We start from the raw sequence: 19114 nt of genomic DNA, 5'->3' as shown, positions 1-19114 counted from the left end.
CCGCAAGTAATGCCCCAGTGGACCTCAACCGTGGGCGCCGCCCAGCTGGCCCGGCTGCTCGGCTCCCAGCACTCCGCCCCCGCCGCGGCGCCGGGGCGCCGCGCCCCCGCCTACCGGAACCTGGCCGACGGTGTCCGCCTGCTGGTCCTGGAGGGCCGGGTACCGGTGGCCGCCCGGCTGCCCGCCGAACGGGAACTCGCCGCCGCCCTGTCGGTCAGCCGCACCACCGTGGCCGCCGCCTTCGACGCGCTGCGCGCCGAGGGCTTCCTGCAGTCCCGGCGCGGCGCCGGCAGCTGGACGGCGGTCCCGCCGGGCAAGCCGCTGCCCACCCGCTCGCTCGACCCGCTGCCTCCCGAATCGGCCGCCGGGATCATCGACCTGGGCTGCGCCGCGCTGACCGCCCCCGAACCCTGGCTGACCCAGGGCTTCCACAGCGCGCTGGGCGCCCTGGGCCCCGCCGCCGGCACGCACGGCGACTTCCCGGCCGGGCTGCCCGCGCTGCGCCGGGCGCTGGCCGACCGGTACACGGCGCGCGGCGTACCCACCATGCCCGAGCAGATCATGGTGACCACCGGGGCGATGGGCGCGGTGGCCGCCATCTGCCGGATGTTCACCCCGGCCGGCGAACGGGTGGCGGTGGAACACCCCAGCTACGCCAACGTGCTCCAGCTGATGCGGGAGGCCGGGGTGCGGCTGGTGCCGGTGCCCATGCTCGACAACGGGCTCGGCGGCTGGGACCTGGCCGGCTGGCGCCGGGTGCTGCGCGAGGCGGCACCGCGCATGGCGTACGTGGTCGCCGACTTCCACAACCCGACCGGAGCGCTGGCCGGTGACGAGCAGCGCCGCGAACTGGTCGCCGCCGCACGGGCGGCCGGCACCGTCCTGGTGGTCGACGAGACCATGGCGGACCTCGCGCTGGACCGGGCGCCCGGTGAGGCGGCGCCGCGACCGGTGAGCGGCTTCGATCCCGGCGGCTCGACCGTCATCACGGTGGGCTCGGCCAGCAAGTCGTTCTGGGCCGGTATGCGGATCGGATGGGTGCGGGCCACCCCGGACGTGATCCGCGAACTGGTGGCGCGGCGCGCCTACGCCGACCTGGGCACCCCGGTGGTGGAACAGCTGGCGATCGCCGCGCTGATGACGGAGGGCGGCTGGGAGGCGGCCGTCGAGGAGCGCCGGGAGCGGATCCGCGAGCACCGCGCGGCGATCGTCCCGGCCCTGCGGGCCCACCTGCCCGAGTGGGAGTTCGCGGTGCCCAGCGGCGGGCTGACGCTGTGGGTGCGCACCGGAGGGCTGTCCGGTTCGCGGATCGCGGACGCCGGTGAGCGGTTCGGCGTACGGGTGCCGTCCGGGCCGAGGTTCGGGGTGGACGGGGCGTTCGAGGGCTACGTGCGGATCCCGTTCACCATCGGGGAACCCGCAGCCTCCGAGGCGGCGGCCCGGCTGGCGGCGGCGGCCCGGTTCGTGGCCGAGGGAGCGCGGTACGGAACACAGACACCGAGGGGGTACACCGCATGACGGGCGTAGGCCGGATCAGGGCTGCCGACGCGGGGGAGCTGGAGCGGCTGCGGGAGATCGAACGGGCGGCGGGCGAACCCTTCCGCGCCCTGGGCATGGCGGCGGTCGCGGACGACGAACCGCCCTCGCACGCGGTGCTGGACGGCTACCGGCGGCGCGGGCGGCTGTGGGTGTGGGACACGGGGGCCGGTGAGGTGGGCGGCTATCTGCTGGCGGACGAGGTGGACGGGGCCGTGCACATCGAGCAGGTGTCGGTCCACCCCGACCGGGCGCGGCGCGGCATCGGCCGGGCCCTGATCGACGCGGCGGCCGAGCCCGGTGTGCCGCAGACCCTGACCACCTTCACGCAGGTGCCGTGGAACGCCCCGTACTACGCCCGGCTGGGCTTCCGGGAGGTGCCGGCACGGGAGCTGACCCCGGGGCTGCGCGCGATCCGCGCCCACGAGGCGGAACTGGGCCTGGACCGCTGGCCCCGGATCTGCATGCGCAGGCCCGGCGGGCGGGCCGCGCCCGCCGGGGGCGGGCCGGGCGGTGCGGGGGACGCGGGGAGGGAGTAGCCGTACGCCGCCGAAGCCGCTGCGGGGTTACGCGGGCGCGCGTCCGTGGGGCCGAGCGGGCCCCGTGGCCCGGCGGCTCCCGGTGGATCACTTGGCGTCCGCGTAGCACTCGGCCACCGCCGTCGTGAACGGGAAGCGGACCGGGCCGGGGCCGAAGGTGGTGGTCGCCGCGGTCTGCGCCGCGTGGACCAGGGCGGCGCGCACCCGGTCCGTTTCCTCCTGCGGGCAGTGCACGATCACCTCGTCGTGCTGGAAGAACACCAGCTCGGCCCGCATCCCGCGCAGCGCCGAGCGCAGCGCGGCGAGCAGCAGCAGCGCCCATTCGGCGGCGCTGCCCTGCACCACGAAGTTGCGGGTGAAGCGGCCCCGGGCGCGGGCCGCGGGGGAGGTGTCCGACCAGTCGTCGGTGTTCGGCTCCGGCGGGCAGGTGCGGCCCAGCCAGGTGCGGACCAGGGCGGCTCGCTCCCCGGCCCGCGCCGCCTCGTCCACGTAGGCCACGGCCGCCGGGAAGCGGCGGCGCAGGTCGGCCAGGTGCTTCAGGCCGTCCCCCGAGGTCTGCCCGTAGATCGCGCCGAGCAGCGCCAGCTTGGCCTGTTCCCGGTCGCCGGAGAACCCCCGGTGCGACAGTGCCGTGTACAGGTCGCCCGCCCCGCCGGCCACCTCCATCAGTCCGCTGTCGCCGGAGATCGCCGCCAGCACCCGCGGCTCCAGCTGGTCCGCGTCCGCCACCACCAGCCGCCATCCCGGGTCGGCGACCACCGCGCGCCGTACCACCCGGGGGATCTGGAGCGCTCCGCCGCCGTTGGAGGTCCAGCGGCCCGAGGGAGCGCCGCCGGGGATGTACTCGGTGCGGAAGCGGCCCTCCCGCACCCAGGTGCGCAGCCAGGACCAGCCGTGCGCGGTGTGGATGCGGTACAGCTTCTTGTACTCCAGCAGCGGTTCCACCGCCGGGTGGTCGATCTCGCGCAGCTCCCAGGCCCGGGTGGAGGTGAGCTTGATGCCGGCCTGCCCGAAGGCTCGGATGATGTCGGCGGGCAGGTCAGGACGTACCCGCCGGCCGTGTCCGAAGGCGTGGGAGATCTCCTCGGCCAGTTCGGCCAGCCGCCGCGTCTCCTGACCGCCGGGGTAGCGCTCGCCGAGCATCTCGTCGAGCATCGCGCGGTGGATGTCGGCCCGCCACGGGAGCCCGGCCCGGGTCAGGTCGGCGGCGACGAGGGTGCCGGCCGATTCGGCGGCCAGCAGCAGCCGCATCCGGCCGGGGCGGTCGGTCCGCGCGGTGCGCACGAGCTGGTCCGCGTACACCTCCACGAGCGCGGTCAGCGGATCGGTGCCGGCGGGCGGTGGTGGCGGGCCGGTGTCGAAGAGGGAGGGCTGCCCGGAGTCGGCGGCGGCCGGCCGGGGGTCCTCGGGGGCCGGCCTTCCGTGCAGCCGCGCCCAGGCGGCCGGCAGCGAACGGGGCAGCCCGAACCCGCCGTCGTACCCGAGCAGCAGCGCCTCGGCCGCCTCCACGTCGTAGCACCGCTCCACCCGTACGCCCGCCGCCAGCAGCCGCGGGTAGAGCGCGGCGGTGGAGCGCCACACCCAGCGGGCGACTCCGGGCCGTGCGGTGATCGCGGTGGCCGCGTCCGGCTCGTGCGCCACCGGCCCGCCCGGCCGGCCCCGCTCGTCCAGGGCGCACACCAGGGCCGAACCGTCGGGTTGCTCCGCCAGGGCCCAACGGCCCCCGTATTCGTACACATTCTCGATTCTTGCAGGTGTCACCGACGGGCGCGCCACACGCCGCACCGCAGGGCCGTTCGCACACCTGAGCGACTTGCTGGACCGTCCGCTCCGCCGGGCCCTCCTCGTACGAGGACGGCGCGGCCTATGATCGCGGCGTGAACAGCAGTGAGCAGCAGGCCCGCCCGCCGGTCGTGGCCACCGGGGACACCGACCGCAGCGACCCCGCGTACCGGGCCTGGCTCAAGGACGCGGTGCGCAAGGTCCAGGCCGACGCCAACCGCAGCGCCGACACTCATCTGCTGCGCTTCCCACTGCCGGAGTCCTGGGGCATCGACCTCTACCTCAAGGACGAGTCCACCCACCCCACCGGCTCCCTCAAGCACCGCCTGGCCCGCTCACTGTTCCTGTACGGCCTGTGCAACGGCTGGATCCGCCCCGGGCGGCCGGTGATCGAGGCGTCCAGCGGCTCGACCGCCGTCTCCGAGGCGTACTTCGCCGGCCTGATCGGCGTCCCGTTCATCGCCGTCATGCCGCGCACCACCTCCAGCGCCAAGACCCGGCTGATCGAGTTCCACGGCGGGCGCTGCCACCTGGTGGACGACCCGGCCACGGTGTACGAGGTCTCCGCCGCGCTCGCCGCCGAGCAGGGCGGGCACTACATGGACCAGTTCACCTATGCCGAGCGCGCCACCGACTGGCGCGGCAACAACAACATCGCCGAGTCGATCTACCAGCAGCTGCGCCTGGAGCGCTACCCCGAACCGGCCTGGATCGTGGCCACCGCGGGCACCGGCGGCACCTCGGCGACCCTGGCCCGCTACGTCCACTACATGCAGTACGACACCCGCATCTGCGTCGCCGACCCGGAGAACTCCTGCTTCTACGACGGCTGGCTGGCCGGCGACCCGGGCGCGGTGAGCGACTGCGCCTCGCGCATCGAGGGCATCGGCCGGCCCCGGATGGAGCCCAGCTTCATGCCCGGCGCCATCGACCGGATGATGAAGGTGCCCGACGCCGCCAGCGTGGCCGCCGTACGGGCGCTGGAGGGCGCCATCGGCCGCAAGGCGGGCGGCTCCACCGGCACCGGGCTGTGGAGCGCGCTGAAGATCGTCGCCGAGATGGTGGAGCAGGGGCGTACCGGCTCGGTGGTCACGCTGATCTGCGACCCCGGCGACCGCTATCTCGACAAGTACTACTCGGACGACTGGCTGGCGCGGCAGGGCCTTGACGTGGACCCCTACCGCCGCGCCATCGACGGTTTCCTGCGCACCGGGCGGTGGAGCTGCTGACGGCGCGCGGCGGCGGCGCCCGGGTCAGCCGCCGTTGCCGCCGGTGTCCGGGCCCGCGATGATCAGCTCGGCGAACTGCTCCGCGATCTCCTCCCGGTCGGCCGCCGCGAGCCCGGCGTCCATCACCAGGGTGTCCACCTCGTCCAGTGAGGCGAACGAACTCAGCCCCGTGGTGCCCCACTTGGTGTGATCCGCGACCACCACCACCCGGCGCGCCGAGCGGATGAAGTGCCGGTTGGTCTCCGCCTCGGCGAGGTTGGGCGTCGAGCACCCGGCCTCCACCGAGATGCCGTGCGTGCCGAGGAAGAGCACATCGAAGTGGAGCGAGCTGATCGCCGCGTCCGCCACGGGGCCGACCAATGTCTCGGAGGGCGTGCGCACTCCGCCGGTCAGCACCACCGTGGCCGCTCCGCTCTCCGCGCCGCGCCCCTCCGCCGGGCGGCGTGCCGCGTGGAAGACGTCCGCGACCCGCACCGAGTTGGTGACCACGGTGAGGTCCGGGATGTCCACCAGCTGCTGGGCGACGGCGAAGGTGGTGGTGCCGCCCGCGAGCGCCACCGCGGTGCCGGGCACGACCAGGGCAGCCGCCGCGCGGGCGATGTCGCTCTTGGCGGTCAGCTCCAGCTCCGACTTCGCCTCGAAGCCCGGCTCATGGGTACGCGCCTGATCGACCGGCACCGCGCCGCCGTGCACCTTCTCCAAGGTGCCCTGCCGGGCGAGTACGTCCAGGTCCCGCCGGACCGTCATGTCCGAGACCTGGAGCATCCGCGTCAACTCGCTGACCCGGATTCCACCTCGGCGGCGAACCTCCTCCAGGATCAGGGCGCGTCGCTGCCCCGCCAGCAGGTTCTGGTTGTCGGCCACGGGATCCTCTCCGGGGTGCCGGGGGACGTCCGCGCGTGCGCGGGGAGCGCTTGACCGGCGTTCGCCCCATTGGCTGATGAAGGAGTCATCTTCGCATGTTCGAACCACCACTGACGCGGAGAAGCCTCTAGTCATGAGCACCTCACCGGAACCCGGGGTGGAGCTGCTGGTACACGGGGTCGGCGGAACCACGCCGCAGAAGATGCTCGAGGACCCCCGTACCACCCGCATCACCGGCGACAACACGGCCTCCGTCCACCGGCGTACCGACGACGCGGCCGACCGGCCCTGGGACGACGGCACTCCGCTGCGCGAGGCGTACTCCTGGTCCAACCTGACCTCGGGCAACGGCGCCCGCGCCCTGTGGCTGCTGTTACTCCCCTTCATGGTCGTCAACCTCGCGCACTGGATGCGGCCCGACGTCCGCGGCACCCGCCGCACCCAGCGGCTGTATGACCTGCTGGTACGCCTGCTCGCCCTCTCCCTCACCGTGCTGCTGGTCGCCGGGGCCTGCTCGGCGGCGCTCGACCTGCTCGCCTGGCAGTGCGGCGCCTCGGCGGCCTGCACCGCCGACGTCTCCTGGCTGGCCTTCTGGGGCCCCGACGGCGGCTGGTGGGCTCAGCCCGGGCGCCGCCTGGCGCTGGCCACCGTGCTGCCGCTGGCCCTGACCGCGCTGCTGTGGTGGCTCTCGCACCGCACCTGGAGCGCGTACGAGTCGGCCTCACCGCCGGTGCGCACCCTGGCGGACGGCCCCGAGCGGCCGCTGCTGAGTCTGCCCGGCTTCTGGTACGGGCGCACCCTGGTCAGCCGGCTGCGGGCCGCGCACACCGCGGTCGGGCTGCTGACCATCACCGCGGTCCTGCTGACCGCGACGGGAACCTTTGAGCGCACGGTGTGGTGGTGGGCGCTGACCGTACTGACCGCGAGCGGCTGGGTGGCGGTGGCGGCCATGGAGGCGGGGCACGGCCGCAGCGAGGAGGAACCGGACGAGTCGGGGGCGCCCGCGGTGGTCAGCGCCTTGCCGTGGGCCTCGCTGGCGCTGCTGGCGGTGACGCTGGTGCACACCGGCTGGAGCCGGCCGCAGTGGACCGCCGAGGGCGCGCTCCCGGCGGGCGACGCCTTCTATCCGGTGCTCGCCATCGTCCAGGGGGTGCTGGTGCTCGGCCTGGCGCTGACCGCCTTCCATCTGCACCGGCACGCGCCGAGCACCGACCGGGGCGCGCTGCTGGGGATCGGCGGGGCCTCGGTGGCGATGATCGCCTGCGCGCTGGGCGGCATGCTCACCGGCGCGGTGGTGCAGTGGCTGGGCGCCTGGCTGGAACCGGAGTCGGCCGCCACCGGCGGCCCGGAGGCGGTGATCGCGGGTCCGCCGGTGCAGCTGAGCTGGCAGTCCAGCGCCATTCCCGCGCTGCTGGTGGTGCTGCTGGTGCTGCTGGTGGTGGCGCTGCGGACGGTGGCGCGGCGTCGCGCCGCGCTGGAACCGGGGATCGTGCACCGCTACGCCCGGGAGAACTGCCCGCCGGACCAGGACCGCAGCCGCGCCATCGCCTCCGCCGTCGCCCGGGCCCGCCTCACCGACGCGGCGCCGAAGCTGATAGGGGTGCTGACGGCGGCCTCGGTGGTGCTCGGGATCGCGGTGGTGGCCGGAACGCTGACCGGCGAGCCGCCGGCGGTGGCGGCGGCGGACGCCCCCGCGCCGGTGCGGGGGTTCGCGGAGTTCTCGCAGACGCTGGGGTCGTGGCTGGCCGGGTTCATGGTGGTGGCGCTGCTGGCGGTGGGCCGGCGCGCGTACCGGGACGCGGCGGCGCGGCGCACCATCGGCATCCTGTGGGACGTCGGCACCTTCTGGCCGCGCGCGGCCCACCCGTTCGCGCCGCCGTGCTACGCGGAGCGGGCGGTGCCCGATCTGTCGTGGCGGATGGGCACCTGGATCGACTCGACCGGCGGCCGGGTGATCATCTCCGGTCACTCGCAGGGCAGCGTGCTGGCGGCGGCGGCCGTGTGGCAGCTGGATCCGGCCACCCGCAGCCGGGTGGCGCTGCTGACGTACGGCTCCCCGCTGGAACGGCTGTACAGCCGGTGGTTCCCCGCGTACTTCGGGGCCCGCCGGCTGGACGCGCTGCGCGCGGAGCTGCCGTGCTGGAGCAATCTGTGGCGCGAGACCGATCCGATCGGCGGCCCGGTGGGGCAGGAGCCGGTGGATGTGGGACCGCTGCCCGACCCCCTGTACTACGGGCGCAATCTGCGCCGCCCGCTGCCCGAGCCGATCCTGGGGCACGCCGACTACGCGGCGGACCCGGCCTTCGGACGGGCGCGGGCGGATCTCTTCGAGCGGCTGGCGGGCGGCGGGGCGGGTGTGGCGCTGCCGCACCAGCAGCCGGGGGAGGGGGCCGCGGAGAAGGCGCCGTGAGGTGGCGGGACGCGCGGTGCACCCGGGCGCACCGCCCGCGCACCGCCCGTGTCAGTGGCCCGGCAGGTCCTCCGGGTACAGCAGCGTCAGATCCTCGGTGCTGGGGTCGGAGAGCTGGGCGACCCGGCCGGCGTGCCGTTCGACCATCGCCTCGAAGGTCTGGCGCGCGGTGCGGCCGTTCCCGAAGGTGGGCCCCTTGGGGAGGTCGGTGAAGTGCTTCAGCAGCGCCTCCTCGGCGCCTTCGCCCAGCGCGTACTCCTGGTCGCCGGCCTGCTGGCGGACGATGCTCAGCAGTTCCTCCGCGTTGTAGTCGCCGAAGGTGATGGTGCGCGAGAAGCGGGAGGCGACCCCGGGGTTGACGGCCAGGAAGCGCTCCATCTCCGCCGTGTAGCCGGCGACGATGACGACGACCGCCTCGCGGTGGTCCTCCATCAGCTTCACCAGGGTGTCGATCGCCTCCTTGCCGAAGTCGCGCCCGGCGTCCTCGGGGGACAGGGCGTACGCCTCGTCGATGAACAGCACCCCGCCGCGCGAGCGGTCGAACGCCTCCTGGGTGCGGATCGCGGTGGAGCCGATGTGCTCGCCCACCAGATCGACCCGGGAGACCTCCACGAGGTGGCCGCGCTCCAGCACCCCGAGGGAGTGCAGGATCTCGCCGTACAGCCGGGCCACCGTGGTCTTGCCGGTACCGGGGGAGCCGGTGAACACCAGGTGGCGGCGGACCGAGGCGGCCTTGAGACCGGCGGCCTGGCGGCGCCGGCCCACCTCGATCATGTCGATGAGCGCCTTGACCTCCTGCTTGACGCTGTCCAGGCCGACCAGGGACTCCAGTTCGGCCAGTACTTCGTCCGAGGGGCGGCTCGCGGCGGGCTCCTCGGCGGGCGCGGCGGTCGCCGGGTCCGCGGCGGCCGGCGGCTGCTTCGCCTTCGCGGTGGCCTTGACCTGCGTCACCGGCGGGGCCACCGGCTCGGGCGTGACGCTCTCGCCCGGCGCGACCGCCTCGTCGCTGTGGCAGTCCGTCAGCACCGGGCTCTTCTCGGAGAACACGTAGCCGCCGCGCGCGCACCGCTCCGTGCGGCAGCGGATGAGCTCGCTGCGGCAACCGTCGATGATGTGGAAGCCGTAGCCGCGTGAGCCCGTCACCCGGCACCGGGTGAAGGTGCCCTTGCCGCGCGCCGAGACGTAGAAACCGGCCTCGGCGGGCGCGGTGATCACACAGTCCTCGACGGCGGGGTCGGCGTCCTTGCTGACGATGACGCCCGTGGTGGCCTGGTCGATGGTGCAGCCGGTGACCGTCCCCCCGCTGCCCCGGTCGCGGAACCAGGCGCCGGTGCCCACCCGGTGCATCCGGGTCGCGTCCACCCGGGCGGTGGCACCGTCGCTCACCGAGATCGCCGAGCCGCGCACGTGCTCGATCTCGCTGTCCACCACATCGGCGCGCGAACCCGCGTCCAGGACGAACAGCGCGTCGGGCACATGGTCGACGGTGCAGGACTCCAGTACGGTCGTCGCGCCGTCGCTGACCCACACCGCCGGGTAGTCACCGGTCGACTCGTGGATGCGGGTGTGGTGGGCGTCCACGTGGGTGCCCGGGTCCCACACCGACACCCCGTTGCGGCCGAACCGCCGCACGGTGGAGCGCACCAGGGTCAGTACCGAACGCGACCGCAGGTCCAGCGCGTTCTCCGGGATGTCGTGGATCTCGGAGTCGGTCAGGGTCAGGACGGCCTCCGACTCCAGCGTGACGCCGTCCCCGGTGGTGGCGCTCACCCGGCAGTCGGTCAGGTGGGCGGTGGCGCGCTCGGCCAGCCGCACCCCGGCCCCCTTGATGTCGTGGATGTCGCAGTCCACCGCGTCCACCGCGCTGTCCGCGCCCACCACGGCGAGCCCGGCGCCCTGGCCGCGCCGCACCCGGCAGCGTTCGAGCCGCAGGTGGGCCGGGCCGCGCACCGAGATGCCGGTCTGTCCCGACTCGGTGATCTCGCACTCCTCGAACAGGCCGCCGGCACTGTCCAGGACGCTGATCCCGGTGCCGGTGGCGTTGCTGACCGCGCAGCGGCGCACGGTGGGCCGTGCGCCGCCGCGCACCTCTATGCCGGAGGCGGAGGAGGTGCGGACGAGCAGTTCGGCCAGCTCCGGCGTGCTGTTCTCGATGAGGACGGCGGGGGCCGCGATGTCCTGGCCCTCGATGCGCAGGCGCTGCACGATGGCGGAGCCGCGTACGGTCAGCGGTACGCCGTCGGCGGGCGCGATCCGGGCCGAGCCCTCTTTCTCCTCGGGGCCGCGTACGGTGACGGACTGCTCGATCACCAGGTTCTCGCGGTAGGTGCCGGGGCCCAGCACGAGGATGTCACCGTCCGCGGCGGCGGCCAGGGCTTCGGTGACGGTGCCATAGACGGCGGTCCGGCGCCGCCAGCGGGAAGTTCCGGTGTGCGTGACCTGGACCGAGCCTTCTGCCATGGACTTGTGTGCCCCAACCTGATGCGATGACGGAGCGCGCTGACACGCGTACGAGAACCCACCGTAGCGTGCTGCGGGCTGATGGGATGACCGCAGCGGCCTGCGCAAACACTATCTCGCACATCCGCTCGTGCTCGCCCCAAAGAGTCACCGATGGTGGGGACTTGGGGACGCTCCGTGGTGGCGCGGGGAGAAAAGGCGCTCGGATACCCCTGATGATTTTACGAGAATCCTCAAATGGCCTTCTCTTTTGAGTGATTGCCGGGTGTCTTTCCTTCCTCCTACCGTCTCGCACCATGACGACTTCGACGGAACCGTCCTCCGGCGGCAACCCTTCCCACGCCCAGTTGAGCCTGGCCACCGCGGCCGCCCGCAATCTCGCCACCACCACCAAAACGCCCCCGCAGATGCAGGGCATCACCTCCCGGTGGCTGCTCAAAGTCCTGCCCTGGGTGCAGGTTTCCGGCGGTACGTTCCGGGTGAACCGGCGCCTTAGCCACACTCTCGGAAACGGCCGGATCGAATTCGTGTCCACCGGCGCCGAAGTGCGGGTCATCCCCGCGGAACTCGCCGAACTCCCGGCCCTGTCCGGATTCACCGACGAGGAGGTCCTCGCGGAACTCGCCGCCTCCTGCGTGCAGCGGGACTTCACTCCCGGCGAGACGATCCTCGAAGCCGGCGCGCCCGCCGACACGGTGGTCCTGATCGCCCACGGCAAGCTCAGCGAACGCGGCGCCGGACTCTACGACGCCGAGACCGAGTTCCGGGTACTCGCGGACGGCGACTTCTACGGGGACGCCGCCCTCACCGGCGCCGACGCCGAGACCGGCCGCCTCGAACACGGACTGACGGCCCTGACCAGCGGCACCGTCCTCACCTTGAGCCGGGCCGCCTTCGACCGGGTGCGCGAGCGATCCGAGACGCTGAGCGCCCACCTGGCCCGGGCCGGCGACCGGGACGCCTCCGCCCGGTCCCACAACGCCCACGGCGAATCCGCCATCGAACTCGCCTCCGGGCACGCCGGGGAACCCGACCTCCCCGGCACCTTCGCCGACTACGACCTCAGCCCCCGCGAGTACGAGCTGAGCGTCGCCCAGACCGTGCTGCGCGTCCACACCCGGGTCGCCGACCTGTACAACGAGCCGATGAACCAGGTCGAGGAGCAGCTGCGGCTGACCATCGAGGCGTTGCGCGAACGCCAGGAGCACGAGCTGGTCAACAACCGCGAGTTCGGCCTGCTGCACAACGCCGACCTGCGGCAGCGCATCCACACCCGCTCCGGCCCGCCCACCCCCGACGACCTCGACGAACTCCTGGCCTCCGTCTGGAAGGAGCCCAGCGTCATCCTGGCCCACCCCAAGGCCATCGCCGCCTTCGGCCGGGAACTCAGCCGCCGCGGCCTCTACCCCGCCAACGCCGACCTCGACGGCCACGCCGTCCCGGCCTGGCGCGGCGTCCCCGTCCTGCCCTGCGACAAGATCCCGGTCACCGACCGCGGCACCACCTCGATCCTCGCCCTGCGCACCGGCGAGAAGGCCCAGGGCGTCGTCGGACTCCACCGCACCGGAATCCCCGACGAATACCAGCCCAGCCTTTCCGTGCGCTTCATGGGTATCAATGAGAAGGCCGTCATCTCCTATTTGGTGAGCGCCTATTACTCGGTGGCCGTTCTGGTGCCGGACGCGCTCGGCATTCTCGAGGACGTGGAGATCGGGCACTGACCATGACGACTTCCCTCGATCCGGCGGCCTCCGTACCGCCCGCCGCCTCCAGCCTCGACACCGCTGCCGCGCGGAATCTCGCCAGCACCACCAAGACGCCCCCGCAGATGCAGGGAATCTCCTCGCGGTGGCTGCTGAAAATCCTGCCCTGGGTGCAGGTCTCGGCCGGCACCTTCCGCGTCAACCGGCGGCTCACCCACACAGTCGGGAACGGCCGGGTGGAATTCGTCAGCTCCGGCGCGCAGGTCCGGGTCATCCCGGCCCAGCTCACCGAACTGCCCGCGCTGCACGGCATCACCGACCACGAACTGCTCACCACCCTCGCCGGCCACTGCGAACAGCGCGAGTACGGGCCGGGCGACGTCATCGCCGCCCTCGGCCGGCCGGTCGAGGAGATCCTGCTGATCGCCCACGGCAAGATCAGGAAGCTCGGCCCCGCCGCCTACGACGAGGCCGCGGAGCTCGGCACCCTCGCCGACGGCGACTTCACCGGTGACGACGCCCTGGCCGCCCCCGAACCCGGTACCTGGCCGCACACCCTCAAGGCCGTCACCCGCTCCACCGTCCTGGCCCTGCCGCTCGCCCGGGTCCGCGCGGTCGCCGACGTGGCGCCCGCGCTCCGCACCCATCTGGAAGAGGTGGCCGCCGCCGCCCGCAGCGCCCCCGCGCGCAACAAGCGCGGCGAGGCCGACATCGCGCTGGCCGCCGGACACACCGGCGAGCCCGCACTGCCCGGCACCTTCGCCGAGTACGACCTGCACCCGCGCGAGTACGAGCTGAGCGTCGCCCAGACCGTGCTGCGCGTCCACACCCGGGTCGCCGACCTCTACAGCGAACCCATGGACCAGGTCGAGGAGCAGCTGCGGCTGACCATCGAGGCGTTGCGCGAACGCCAGGAGCACGAGCTGGTCAACAACCGCGAGTTCGGCCTGCTGCACAACGCCGATCTGCGGCAGCGCATCCACACCCGCACCGGGCCGCCCACCCCCGAGGACCTCGACGAACTCATCTCACGGCGCCGCAAGACCCAGTACCTGCTGGCCCACCCGCGCACCATCGCCGCCTTCGGGCGCCAGTGCAGCGCCCGGGGGATCTATCCGCAGGACACCGAGATCGACGGCGTACGGCTGCGCTCGTGGCGCGGCATCCCGCTGCTGCCCTGCGACAAGATCCCGGTGACCGCAGCCGGCACCAGCTCCGTCCTCGCCCTGCGTACCGGTCAGGAGAACCAGGGTGTCGTCGGGCTGCATCAGACGGGAATTCCCGATGAATACGAACCCAGTCTGAACGTCCGCTTCATGGGCATCAACGACAAGGCGGTGATCTCCTACCTCGTCAGTGCCTACTACTCGGCGGCCGTCCTGGTGCCCGACGCCCTCGGCATTCTGGAGGACGTCGAAATCTGACCGTAATCCACCGCCGCTTTTCGGACAGCACGAACGCCGGCCACCGCGGGGGTTTCGCCCGGAGCCCCCGCGGGCCGGTTTACCGCAACCGGTGACGAACCCGCCCGCGCCGCCCTACTGCTCGCTCCAGTAGCCGCCCTGATGACCCTGACCCTGCCCCTGCTGAGCCGCACCGGGGTACGGGTGCTGCTGATGCTGCTGCTGCGCCGCCGGGTACTGACCCTGGTACCCCTGCGCCTGTCCCGGTCCCTGCCCCGGTCCGTGGCTCTGCTGGGCGGCCTGCGCGTAGTTCTGGCCCTGCCCCTGGCTGTGCCCCTGGTTCGGGTAGCCGTACCCGCCGGGCTGCACCGGTCGCGGCGCCGCCGGACGGGGCGCGGCGGCGGCCGGCCGCATCTGCTGCGGGGCCGGTGCGGGCGCCCCCTGCTGGCCCGGGTACGGCCGCTGCACCGGCGCCTGCTGGGGTATGTAGGCGGCCGGAGCCTGCGGCGCGGGCGCCGGAAGCTGCTGGCGCGCCGGCATCGCCGACTGGTACTCGGGGTAGCCGTTCGGCTGGTAGCCGTGCTGCTGCGGGGCCGGGGCGGGCGAGGCCGCCGAGGGCAGGGCCGGCAGCGCGGGCAGGGCCGGCTGGGCGCTGGGCACGGGGTTGGCGGACGGGAAGCCGTGCAGCTGATCGTAGGGCAGCGAGACCCGGATGGGGGCGATCTGCGGGGTTCCCCGCTCGGCCACCAACCTGTCGTAGATGGGCGTGTCAGGGAATGACGGTGAGGAGTAGCCACCGCCGTAGGGGCGAGGGGAGGTCATGCTCCATAAGTTAAGCCCACCGTGTGGTGGTTGGGGAGAGCGATTAGCGGGTCTTTTACCGTCCCCGGAGGGTCCCCGAGCACGCGATACCCGTGAATATCGGGAAAACCGGAGAAAAATGGCCGATGAGTGATCACATACCGCCGCCGCGCCCCCGCCGACGGGGGCGTACCCGAGGGTAGTTGGACCGGTGGTGCATAGTTGATGACGCGCCCCAGGACAGCGGCGCGCCGGCCCGGCCACCCGACGCGGAGGAAGCGAAGATGCTCAAAGGTGCCAATGTCCCGGTGACGGCACGCTCGGTCCGTGTCGAGATCGGCTGGCAGGCCGCCCCCGGCGCACCCGACGTGGACGCCTCGGCGCTGCTGCTCGCCGACCGCAAGGTCCGCTCGGACGACGACTTCATCTTCTACAACCAGCCCCGGCACGCCTCGGGCGCCGTGCGGCACGAGGGCAAGCAGCCCACCGGCGGCACCGTCACCGACCGGCTCGGCGTCGACCTGGGCTCCGTGGAGCCCGGCATCGAGACCGTGGTGCTGGCCGCCTCCGCCGACGGCGGCGCCTTCGGCGCGGTGCCCGGACTCCACATTCGGCTGCTGGACGGCGACACCGGTGCCGAACTCGCCCGCTTCGACAGCGAGGACGCCTCCACGGAGACCGCGTTCGTCCTGGGCGAGCTGTACCGGCGCGGCGGCGGCTGGAAGTTCCGCGCCGTGGGCCAGGGTTACGACAGCGGGCTGAGCGGGCTCGCCACCGACTTCGGCATCTCGGTGGACGACACCCCGGCGCCGCCCGCCGCCCCGCCCGTACCGGCCCAGGCGCCACCGCCGCCCGCCGCCCGGCCCGCTGCCGCGCCCGCCGCCCCGGTCCGGCTGAGCAAGGTCACGCTCACCAAGAGCGCCCCCAGCATCTCGCTGGCCAAGCAGGGCGCCACCAGCGGCACCATCCGCGTCAACCTCAACTGGCAGGAACGCGCCCAGGAGCAGCAGAGCTGGAAGCAGAAGTTCAGCAAGGCCATGGGCGGGGCCCTCGACCTCGACCTGTGCGCCCTGTTCGAGCTGGCCGACGGCCGCAAGGGTGTCGTCCAGGCCCTGGGCAACGCGTTCGGCGCCCTGCACCAGCCCCCGTACATCCACCTCGACGGCGATGACCGCACGGGTGCGGTGGCCGCCGGCGAGAACCTCACCATCAACCTCGATCACGTCCGTGATCTGCGTCGCATCGTGATCTTCGTGACGATCTACTCCGGCGCCGCGAGCTTCAAGGACATCGCGGCCACCGTCACGCTCACCCCGCAGAACGGCGCCCCCGTCGAGTTCACCCTCGACGAGTGCACCGTCGACTCCCCGGTGTGTGTCCTGGCCCTGCTCACCAACACCAACGGCGAGCTGATCGTCCAGCGCGAGGCCCGCTACCTGGTGCCCGAGCCCCGGGTCAGCCCGCAGCGCACCGTCGACTACGCCTACGGCTGGGGCATGCAGTGGACCCCCGGCAGCAAGTGAACGGATCCCCGCGCACGTAGGCTGGCGGGTGTGAAGATCGCACTCGTCGACTCCGGTCTTGGGCTGCTGGCCGCCGCTGCCGCCGTACGCCGGCAGCGGCCCGACGCCACCCTGCTGCTCTCCGGCGACCCCGAGGGCATGCCCTGGGGCCCCAGGACCCCGCAGGACATCACCGCCCGGGCGCTGCAGTGCGCCCGGGCGGCCGCCCGGCACCGCCCCGACGCTCTGATCGTCGCCTGCAACACCGCCTCGGTCCACGCCCTGGAGGCGCTGCGGGCCGAGCTGGAACCGGGCATCCCGGTCATCGGCACGGTGCCCGCCATCAAGCCGGCCGCCGCCGCGGGCCGCCCCTTCGCGATCTGGGCCACCCCCGCCACCACCGGCAGCCCCTACCAGCGCCGGCTCATCGCGGACTTCGCCGGGGGTGCCACCGCCACCGAGGTGCCCTGCCACGGGCTCGCCGACGCCGTGGAACGCGCCGACCGCGACGCCGTCGCCGCCGCCGTGACGGCCGCCGCCGCACTCACCCCGGCCGGCACCACGGCCGTCGTGCTCGGCTGCACCCACTACGAACTCGTCACCGGCCCCATCCGGGAGCACCTGGCGCACCTGGGCCCGGTGCCGCTGTACGGCTCGGCGGACGCCGTCGCCGCGCAGGCGCTGCGCCGGATCGGTGCCGCGCCCGCGCCGGACGCGCCCGCCACCGGCGCTCTGCTGGTGCTGGCGGGCGGCCGGGAGGCACCGCTGCCGGCCGCCGCCCTCGCCTACCCGGAGACGCGCGGACTGAGCGGCGACCCGAACCAGGTCGCCGCGTCCGCGACCCGGGCCCGCGCGATCCGGGCCAGCTGACGGTCGGCGAGCGGTGGCAGGGCGTCCGGTGCGAACCAGCCGACCTCCGAGGACTCGTCGTCATTGACCCGCGCCGTGCCCCCGACGGGGCGGCAGCGGAAGCAGATGTCCATGTACTGGCACCGGTCGCCGTTCGGGTACTCCACGACATCGGTCGGCCCGACCGACACCACCCGTTCCACCTCGACCTCGACGGCGGTCTCCTCGTACACCTCGCGCACCGCCGTCAGGGCCGGCTCCTCGCCGGGCTCCGGGATCCCGCCGATGACGGTCCACGCGCCGTTGTCCGCCCTGCGTACCAGCAGCACCCGCTCCCGGTCATCGATGACGACGGCGCTGACGCCCGGCAGCCACAGCAACTGGTGCCCTGCGGACCGCCGGAGGTCGCGAATGAAGTCTGGGGTAGCCATGGCCCGACCCTAGCCGTCCCGGAGGGGCCGGAGCAGGGCGTGACCGGGGGCGGACCGGTCAGTCATGCGGCCCGCGGACTCCGCCCTCCAGCGTCCTGATGACGCGGTCCAGGGCGATGTGCCGGGGCGTGCCGTTCTTGTCCGTCAACTCCCAGCCGGCGGGGATCAGGTACCACAGGGTGCGGATGAACCAGTCGAGCTCCAGCTCGTGGTCGAAGTAACGCTCCCGCTGGCCGCGTTGGAAGAGCATGGCGACCGGCATGTGCGCCCGTTCCCAAGCCGTGTCGTCCCAGTCGCCCGCGCCGACCTCGTTGAACAGGAAGCCGACCCGGAATCCGAGGTCGAACATCGTCCGTACCAGCCGGCGGAAGGCCTCGGAGACCGGGCCGTCGTCGGGTCTGGCCTCCGCTGGGCCGGTCCCCGCGCAGTCGACCAACAGGGCCCGGACCGGCGCCGACCGATCGGGAAGTAGCGGTGCGAAGTACTGCGGCGGACCTCGGCCACGTGGGCGATGTCCCGCCGGCCGGCACCCGCCCGAGCCACGACCGGGTCGGCCCGGGCCGGGCGGCCCTCAGATCTTGCGGAAGGTGTAGGCGTCCCCGGCGGCGTCCGCCACCGCCTGGAGGTCCGCCCCCGCCGAGGCCGTGACCACCGCCGCCACCGCGCCCTCCACGAACGGGGCGTCCACCAGCCGGGTACGCGGCGGCAGCTCGTCGCCCTCGGCCAGCAGCGCCTGCACGGTGAGCACCGCGCTGCCCAGGTCCGCCAGCACCGCCACCCCCGCGCCCCGGTCCACCCGGCGCACCGCCTCGGTGATCAGCTCCGCGTTGGTTCCCAGACCGCCGTCCGCGTCACCGCCGGCCGCCGCCAGCAGCGTCAGCCGCCCGCCGCCGGCCAGCCCGGCCGCCAGCCGTACCACCGACTCCGCGACCTCCTTGCTGTGCGAGACCAGCACGACCCCGACCAGCGCCTCCTCCTCAGACATCGCCGGCCACCTCCGCCAGGGTCGCGAACAGCAGCGCCGAGGACGTCGCCCCCGGATCCTGGTGCCCGATGCTGCGCTCACCCAGATAGCTGGCCCGGCCGCGCCGCGCCCGCATCGGGATGGTGGCCTCCGCCCCGCGCGCGGCCGCGTCCCGCGCCGCCGGATAGGACTCGGCCAGCGCCCGGACCCCCGGGATCAGCGCGTCCAGCATCGTCTTGTCACCCGCCTCGGACTTGCCCAGCGTCCCGACCGCCCGCACGCCCTCGTCGAGCGCGGCCCGCAGTTCGGCGTCCGACACCTCGGGCGCGTCGCCCAGCGCCTTGCCGGTACGCCGCAGCAGCGTCCCGTACAGCGGCCCCGACGCCCCGCCGACCTTGGAGATCAGCGTCCGCCCGGCCAGCATCAGCACCGCGCCGGGTGTGAGCACCACATCGGGCTCCTGAGCAGCCAGCGCCTCGGACACCGCCCGGAAGCCGCGCCGCATATTGGCGCCGTGATCGGCGTCGCCGATGGCCGCGTCCAGCTCCGTGAGCCGGTCGGCCTCCTCCTCCACGGCCCGTGTCGTCGCGGTGAGCCAGCGACGGAAGAATTCCGCGTCCATCCTCGTCCTCACACTCCCC

Annotated in this window: 16 protein-coding genes; 8 read left to right on the top strand and 8 right to left on the bottom strand. The window is 73.5% G+C overall.

The window, feature by feature from the left end:
• The first annotated feature begins 9 nt into the window (after nt 1-9).
• Together yczR and SXIM_RS03535 are read left to right on the top strand one after the other, a co-directional pair.
• Entirely contained in the window at nt 10-1518 is a 1509-nt protein-coding gene (gene yczR / locus SXIM_RS03540; protein ID WP_046722918.1) for a MocR-like transcription factor YczR, read from the top strand.
• The gene (locus SXIM_RS03535; RefSeq protein WP_046722917.1) at nt 1515-2075 is read left to right on the top strand and encodes a GNAT family N-acetyltransferase; all 561 of its coding nucleotides are present in this window, start codon (nt 1515-1517) and stop codon (nt 2073-2075) included. The genes yczR and SXIM_RS03535 overlap by 4 nt, the downstream gene beginning before the upstream one ends.
• Nucleotides 2076-2162: 87 nt before the next feature.
• On the opposite strand, the gene SXIM_RS03530 is transcribed toward SXIM_RS03535, so the two are convergent.
• Nucleotides 2163-3812, bottom strand: coding sequence for a bifunctional 3'-5' exonuclease/DNA polymerase (locus tag SXIM_RS03530; RefSeq protein WP_046722916.1), 1650 nt, complete (start codon nt 3810-3812; stop codon nt 2163-2165).
• Between the two features lie 140 nt (nt 3813-3952).
• Between SXIM_RS03530 and SXIM_RS03525 the strand changes: the two genes are divergently transcribed.
• On the top strand, nt 3953-5086 hold the full coding sequence (locus SXIM_RS03525; RefSeq protein ID WP_030728052.1) for a PLP-dependent cysteine synthase family protein: 1134 nt from the start codon (nt 3953-3955) through the stop codon (nt 5084-5086).
• 24 nt (nt 5087-5110) lie between these two features.
• On the opposite strand, the gene SXIM_RS03520 is transcribed toward SXIM_RS03525, so the two are convergent.
• Nucleotides 5111-5950: a DeoR/GlpR family DNA-binding transcription regulator gene (locus tag SXIM_RS03520; protein WP_030728049.1), complete on the bottom strand. Its 840-nt coding sequence runs from the start codon at nt 5948-5950 to the stop codon at nt 5111-5113.
• 133 nt (nt 5951-6083) lie between these two features.
• On the opposite strand from SXIM_RS03520, the gene SXIM_RS03515 reads away from it, so the two are divergent.
• Nucleotides 6084-8360, top strand: a complete 2277-nt coding sequence (locus SXIM_RS03515) for a hypothetical protein (RefSeq protein WP_046722915.1) — start codon at nt 6084-6086, stop codon at nt 8358-8360.
• 51 nt (nt 8361-8411) lie between these two features.
• On the opposite strand, the gene SXIM_RS03510 is transcribed toward SXIM_RS03515, so the two are convergent.
• Complete coding sequence (locus tag SXIM_RS03510) at nt 8412-10820, bottom strand: right-handed parallel beta-helix repeat-containing protein (protein WP_046722914.1); 2409 nt, start codon at nt 10818-10820, stop codon at nt 8412-8414.
• Nucleotides 10821-11116: 296 nt separating this feature from the next.
• Between SXIM_RS03510 and SXIM_RS03505 the strand changes: the two genes are divergently transcribed.
• Entirely contained in the window at nt 11117-12541 is a 1425-nt protein-coding gene (locus SXIM_RS03505) for a family 2B encapsulin nanocompartment shell protein (protein ID WP_030728041.1), read from the top strand.
• A 2-nt stretch (nt 12542-12543) separates the two neighbouring features.
• Nucleotides 12544-13947, top strand: a complete 1404-nt coding sequence (locus tag SXIM_RS03500) for a family 2B encapsulin nanocompartment shell protein (protein ID WP_046722913.1) — start codon at nt 12544-12546, stop codon at nt 13945-13947.
• Between the two features lie 114 nt (nt 13948-14061).
• On the opposite strand, the gene SXIM_RS03495 is transcribed toward SXIM_RS03500, so the two are convergent.
• Nucleotides 14062-14748 (bottom strand): DUF6643 family protein, encoded by a 687-nt coding sequence (locus SXIM_RS03495; RefSeq protein ID WP_324604806.1) that lies wholly within the window; start codon nt 14746-14748, stop codon nt 14062-14064.
• Between the two features lie 263 nt (nt 14749-15011).
• Between SXIM_RS03495 and SXIM_RS03490 the strand changes: the two genes are divergently transcribed.
• Both SXIM_RS03490 and SXIM_RS03485 read left to right on the top strand, forming a co-directional pair.
• Nucleotides 15012-16250, top strand: a complete 1239-nt coding sequence (locus SXIM_RS03490) for a TerD family protein (protein ID WP_030728032.1) — start codon at nt 15012-15014, stop codon at nt 16248-16250.
• Nucleotides 16251-16280: 30 nt separating this feature from the next.
• A complete protein-coding gene (locus SXIM_RS03485; RefSeq protein ID WP_046722912.1) occupies nt 16281-17099 on the top strand; it encodes a glutamate racemase in 819 nt (272 codons plus the stop codon).
• Here SXIM_RS03485 and SXIM_RS03480 read toward each other — a convergent pair.
• From SXIM_RS03480 to dhaL, 4 genes are all read right to left on the bottom strand, one after another.
• On the bottom strand, nt 17015-17509 hold the full coding sequence (locus tag SXIM_RS03480; RefSeq protein WP_030728026.1) for an NUDIX hydrolase: 495 nt from the start codon (nt 17507-17509) through the stop codon (nt 17015-17017). The genes SXIM_RS03485 and SXIM_RS03480 overlap by 85 nt on opposite strands.
• 58 nt (nt 17510-17567) lie before the next feature.
• Nucleotides 17568-17858, bottom strand: coding sequence for a hypothetical protein (locus tag SXIM_RS03475; RefSeq protein WP_148236062.1), 291 nt, complete (start codon nt 17856-17858; stop codon nt 17568-17570).
• A gap of 222 nt (nt 17859-18080) precedes the next feature.
• On the bottom strand, nt 18081-18494 hold the full coding sequence (locus SXIM_RS03470) for a PTS-dependent dihydroxyacetone kinase phosphotransferase subunit DhaM (RefSeq protein WP_030728020.1): 414 nt from the start codon (nt 18492-18494) through the stop codon (nt 18081-18083).
• Nucleotides 18487-19095, bottom strand: a complete 609-nt coding sequence (gene dhaL, locus SXIM_RS03465; protein ID WP_030728017.1) for a dihydroxyacetone kinase subunit DhaL — start codon at nt 19093-19095, stop codon at nt 18487-18489. The genes SXIM_RS03470 and dhaL overlap by 8 nt, the downstream gene beginning before the upstream one ends.
• Nucleotides 19096-19114 lie beyond the last annotated feature (19 nt).

The sequence above is a fragment of the Streptomyces xiamenensis genome, from assembly GCF_000993785.3.
GTDB lineage: Bacteria > Actinomycetota > Actinomycetes > Streptomycetales > Streptomycetaceae > Streptomyces > Streptomyces xiamenensis.
This window is presented reverse-complemented; position numbering and strand designations above follow the sequence as displayed.

Coding starts and splice junctions, on each gene's coding strand:
- SXIM_RS03475 (WP_148236062.1), bottom strand. CDS start 17,858: ATGTTCGACCTCGGATTCCGGGTCGGCTTCCTGTTCAACGAGGTCGGC.
- SXIM_RS03495 (WP_324604806.1), bottom strand. CDS start 14,748: ATGACCTCCCCTCGCCCCTACGGCGGTGGCTACTCCTCACCGTCATTC.
- SXIM_RS03490 (WP_030728032.1), top strand. CDS start 15,012: ATGCTCAAAGGTGCCAATGTCCCGGTGACGGCACGCTCGGTCCGTGTC.
- SXIM_RS03505 (WP_030728041.1), top strand. CDS start 11,117: ATGACGACTTCGACGGAACCGTCCTCCGGCGGCAACCCTTCCCACGCC.
- dhaL (WP_030728017.1), bottom strand. CDS start 19,095: ATGGACGCGGAATTCTTCCGTCGCTGGCTCACCGCGACGACACGGGCC.
- SXIM_RS03500 (WP_046722913.1), top strand. CDS start 12,544: ATGACGACTTCCCTCGATCCGGCGGCCTCCGTACCGCCCGCCGCCTCC.
- SXIM_RS03535 (WP_046722917.1), top strand. CDS start 1,515: ATGACGGGCGTAGGCCGGATCAGGGCTGCCGACGCGGGGGAGCTGGAG.
- SXIM_RS03470 (WP_030728020.1), bottom strand. CDS start 18,494: ATGTCTGAGGAGGAGGCGCTGGTCGGGGTCGTGCTGGTCTCGCACAGC.
- SXIM_RS03515 (WP_046722915.1), top strand. CDS start 6,084: ATGAGCACCTCACCGGAACCCGGGGTGGAGCTGCTGGTACACGGGGTC.
- yczR (WP_046722918.1), top strand. CDS start 10: ATGCCCCAGTGGACCTCAACCGTGGGCGCCGCCCAGCTGGCCCGGCTG.
- SXIM_RS03510 (WP_046722914.1), bottom strand. CDS start 10,820: ATGGCAGAAGGCTCGGTCCAGGTCACGCACACCGGAACTTCCCGCTGG.
- SXIM_RS03480 (WP_030728026.1), bottom strand. CDS start 17,509: ATGGCTACCCCAGACTTCATTCGCGACCTCCGGCGGTCCGCAGGGCAC.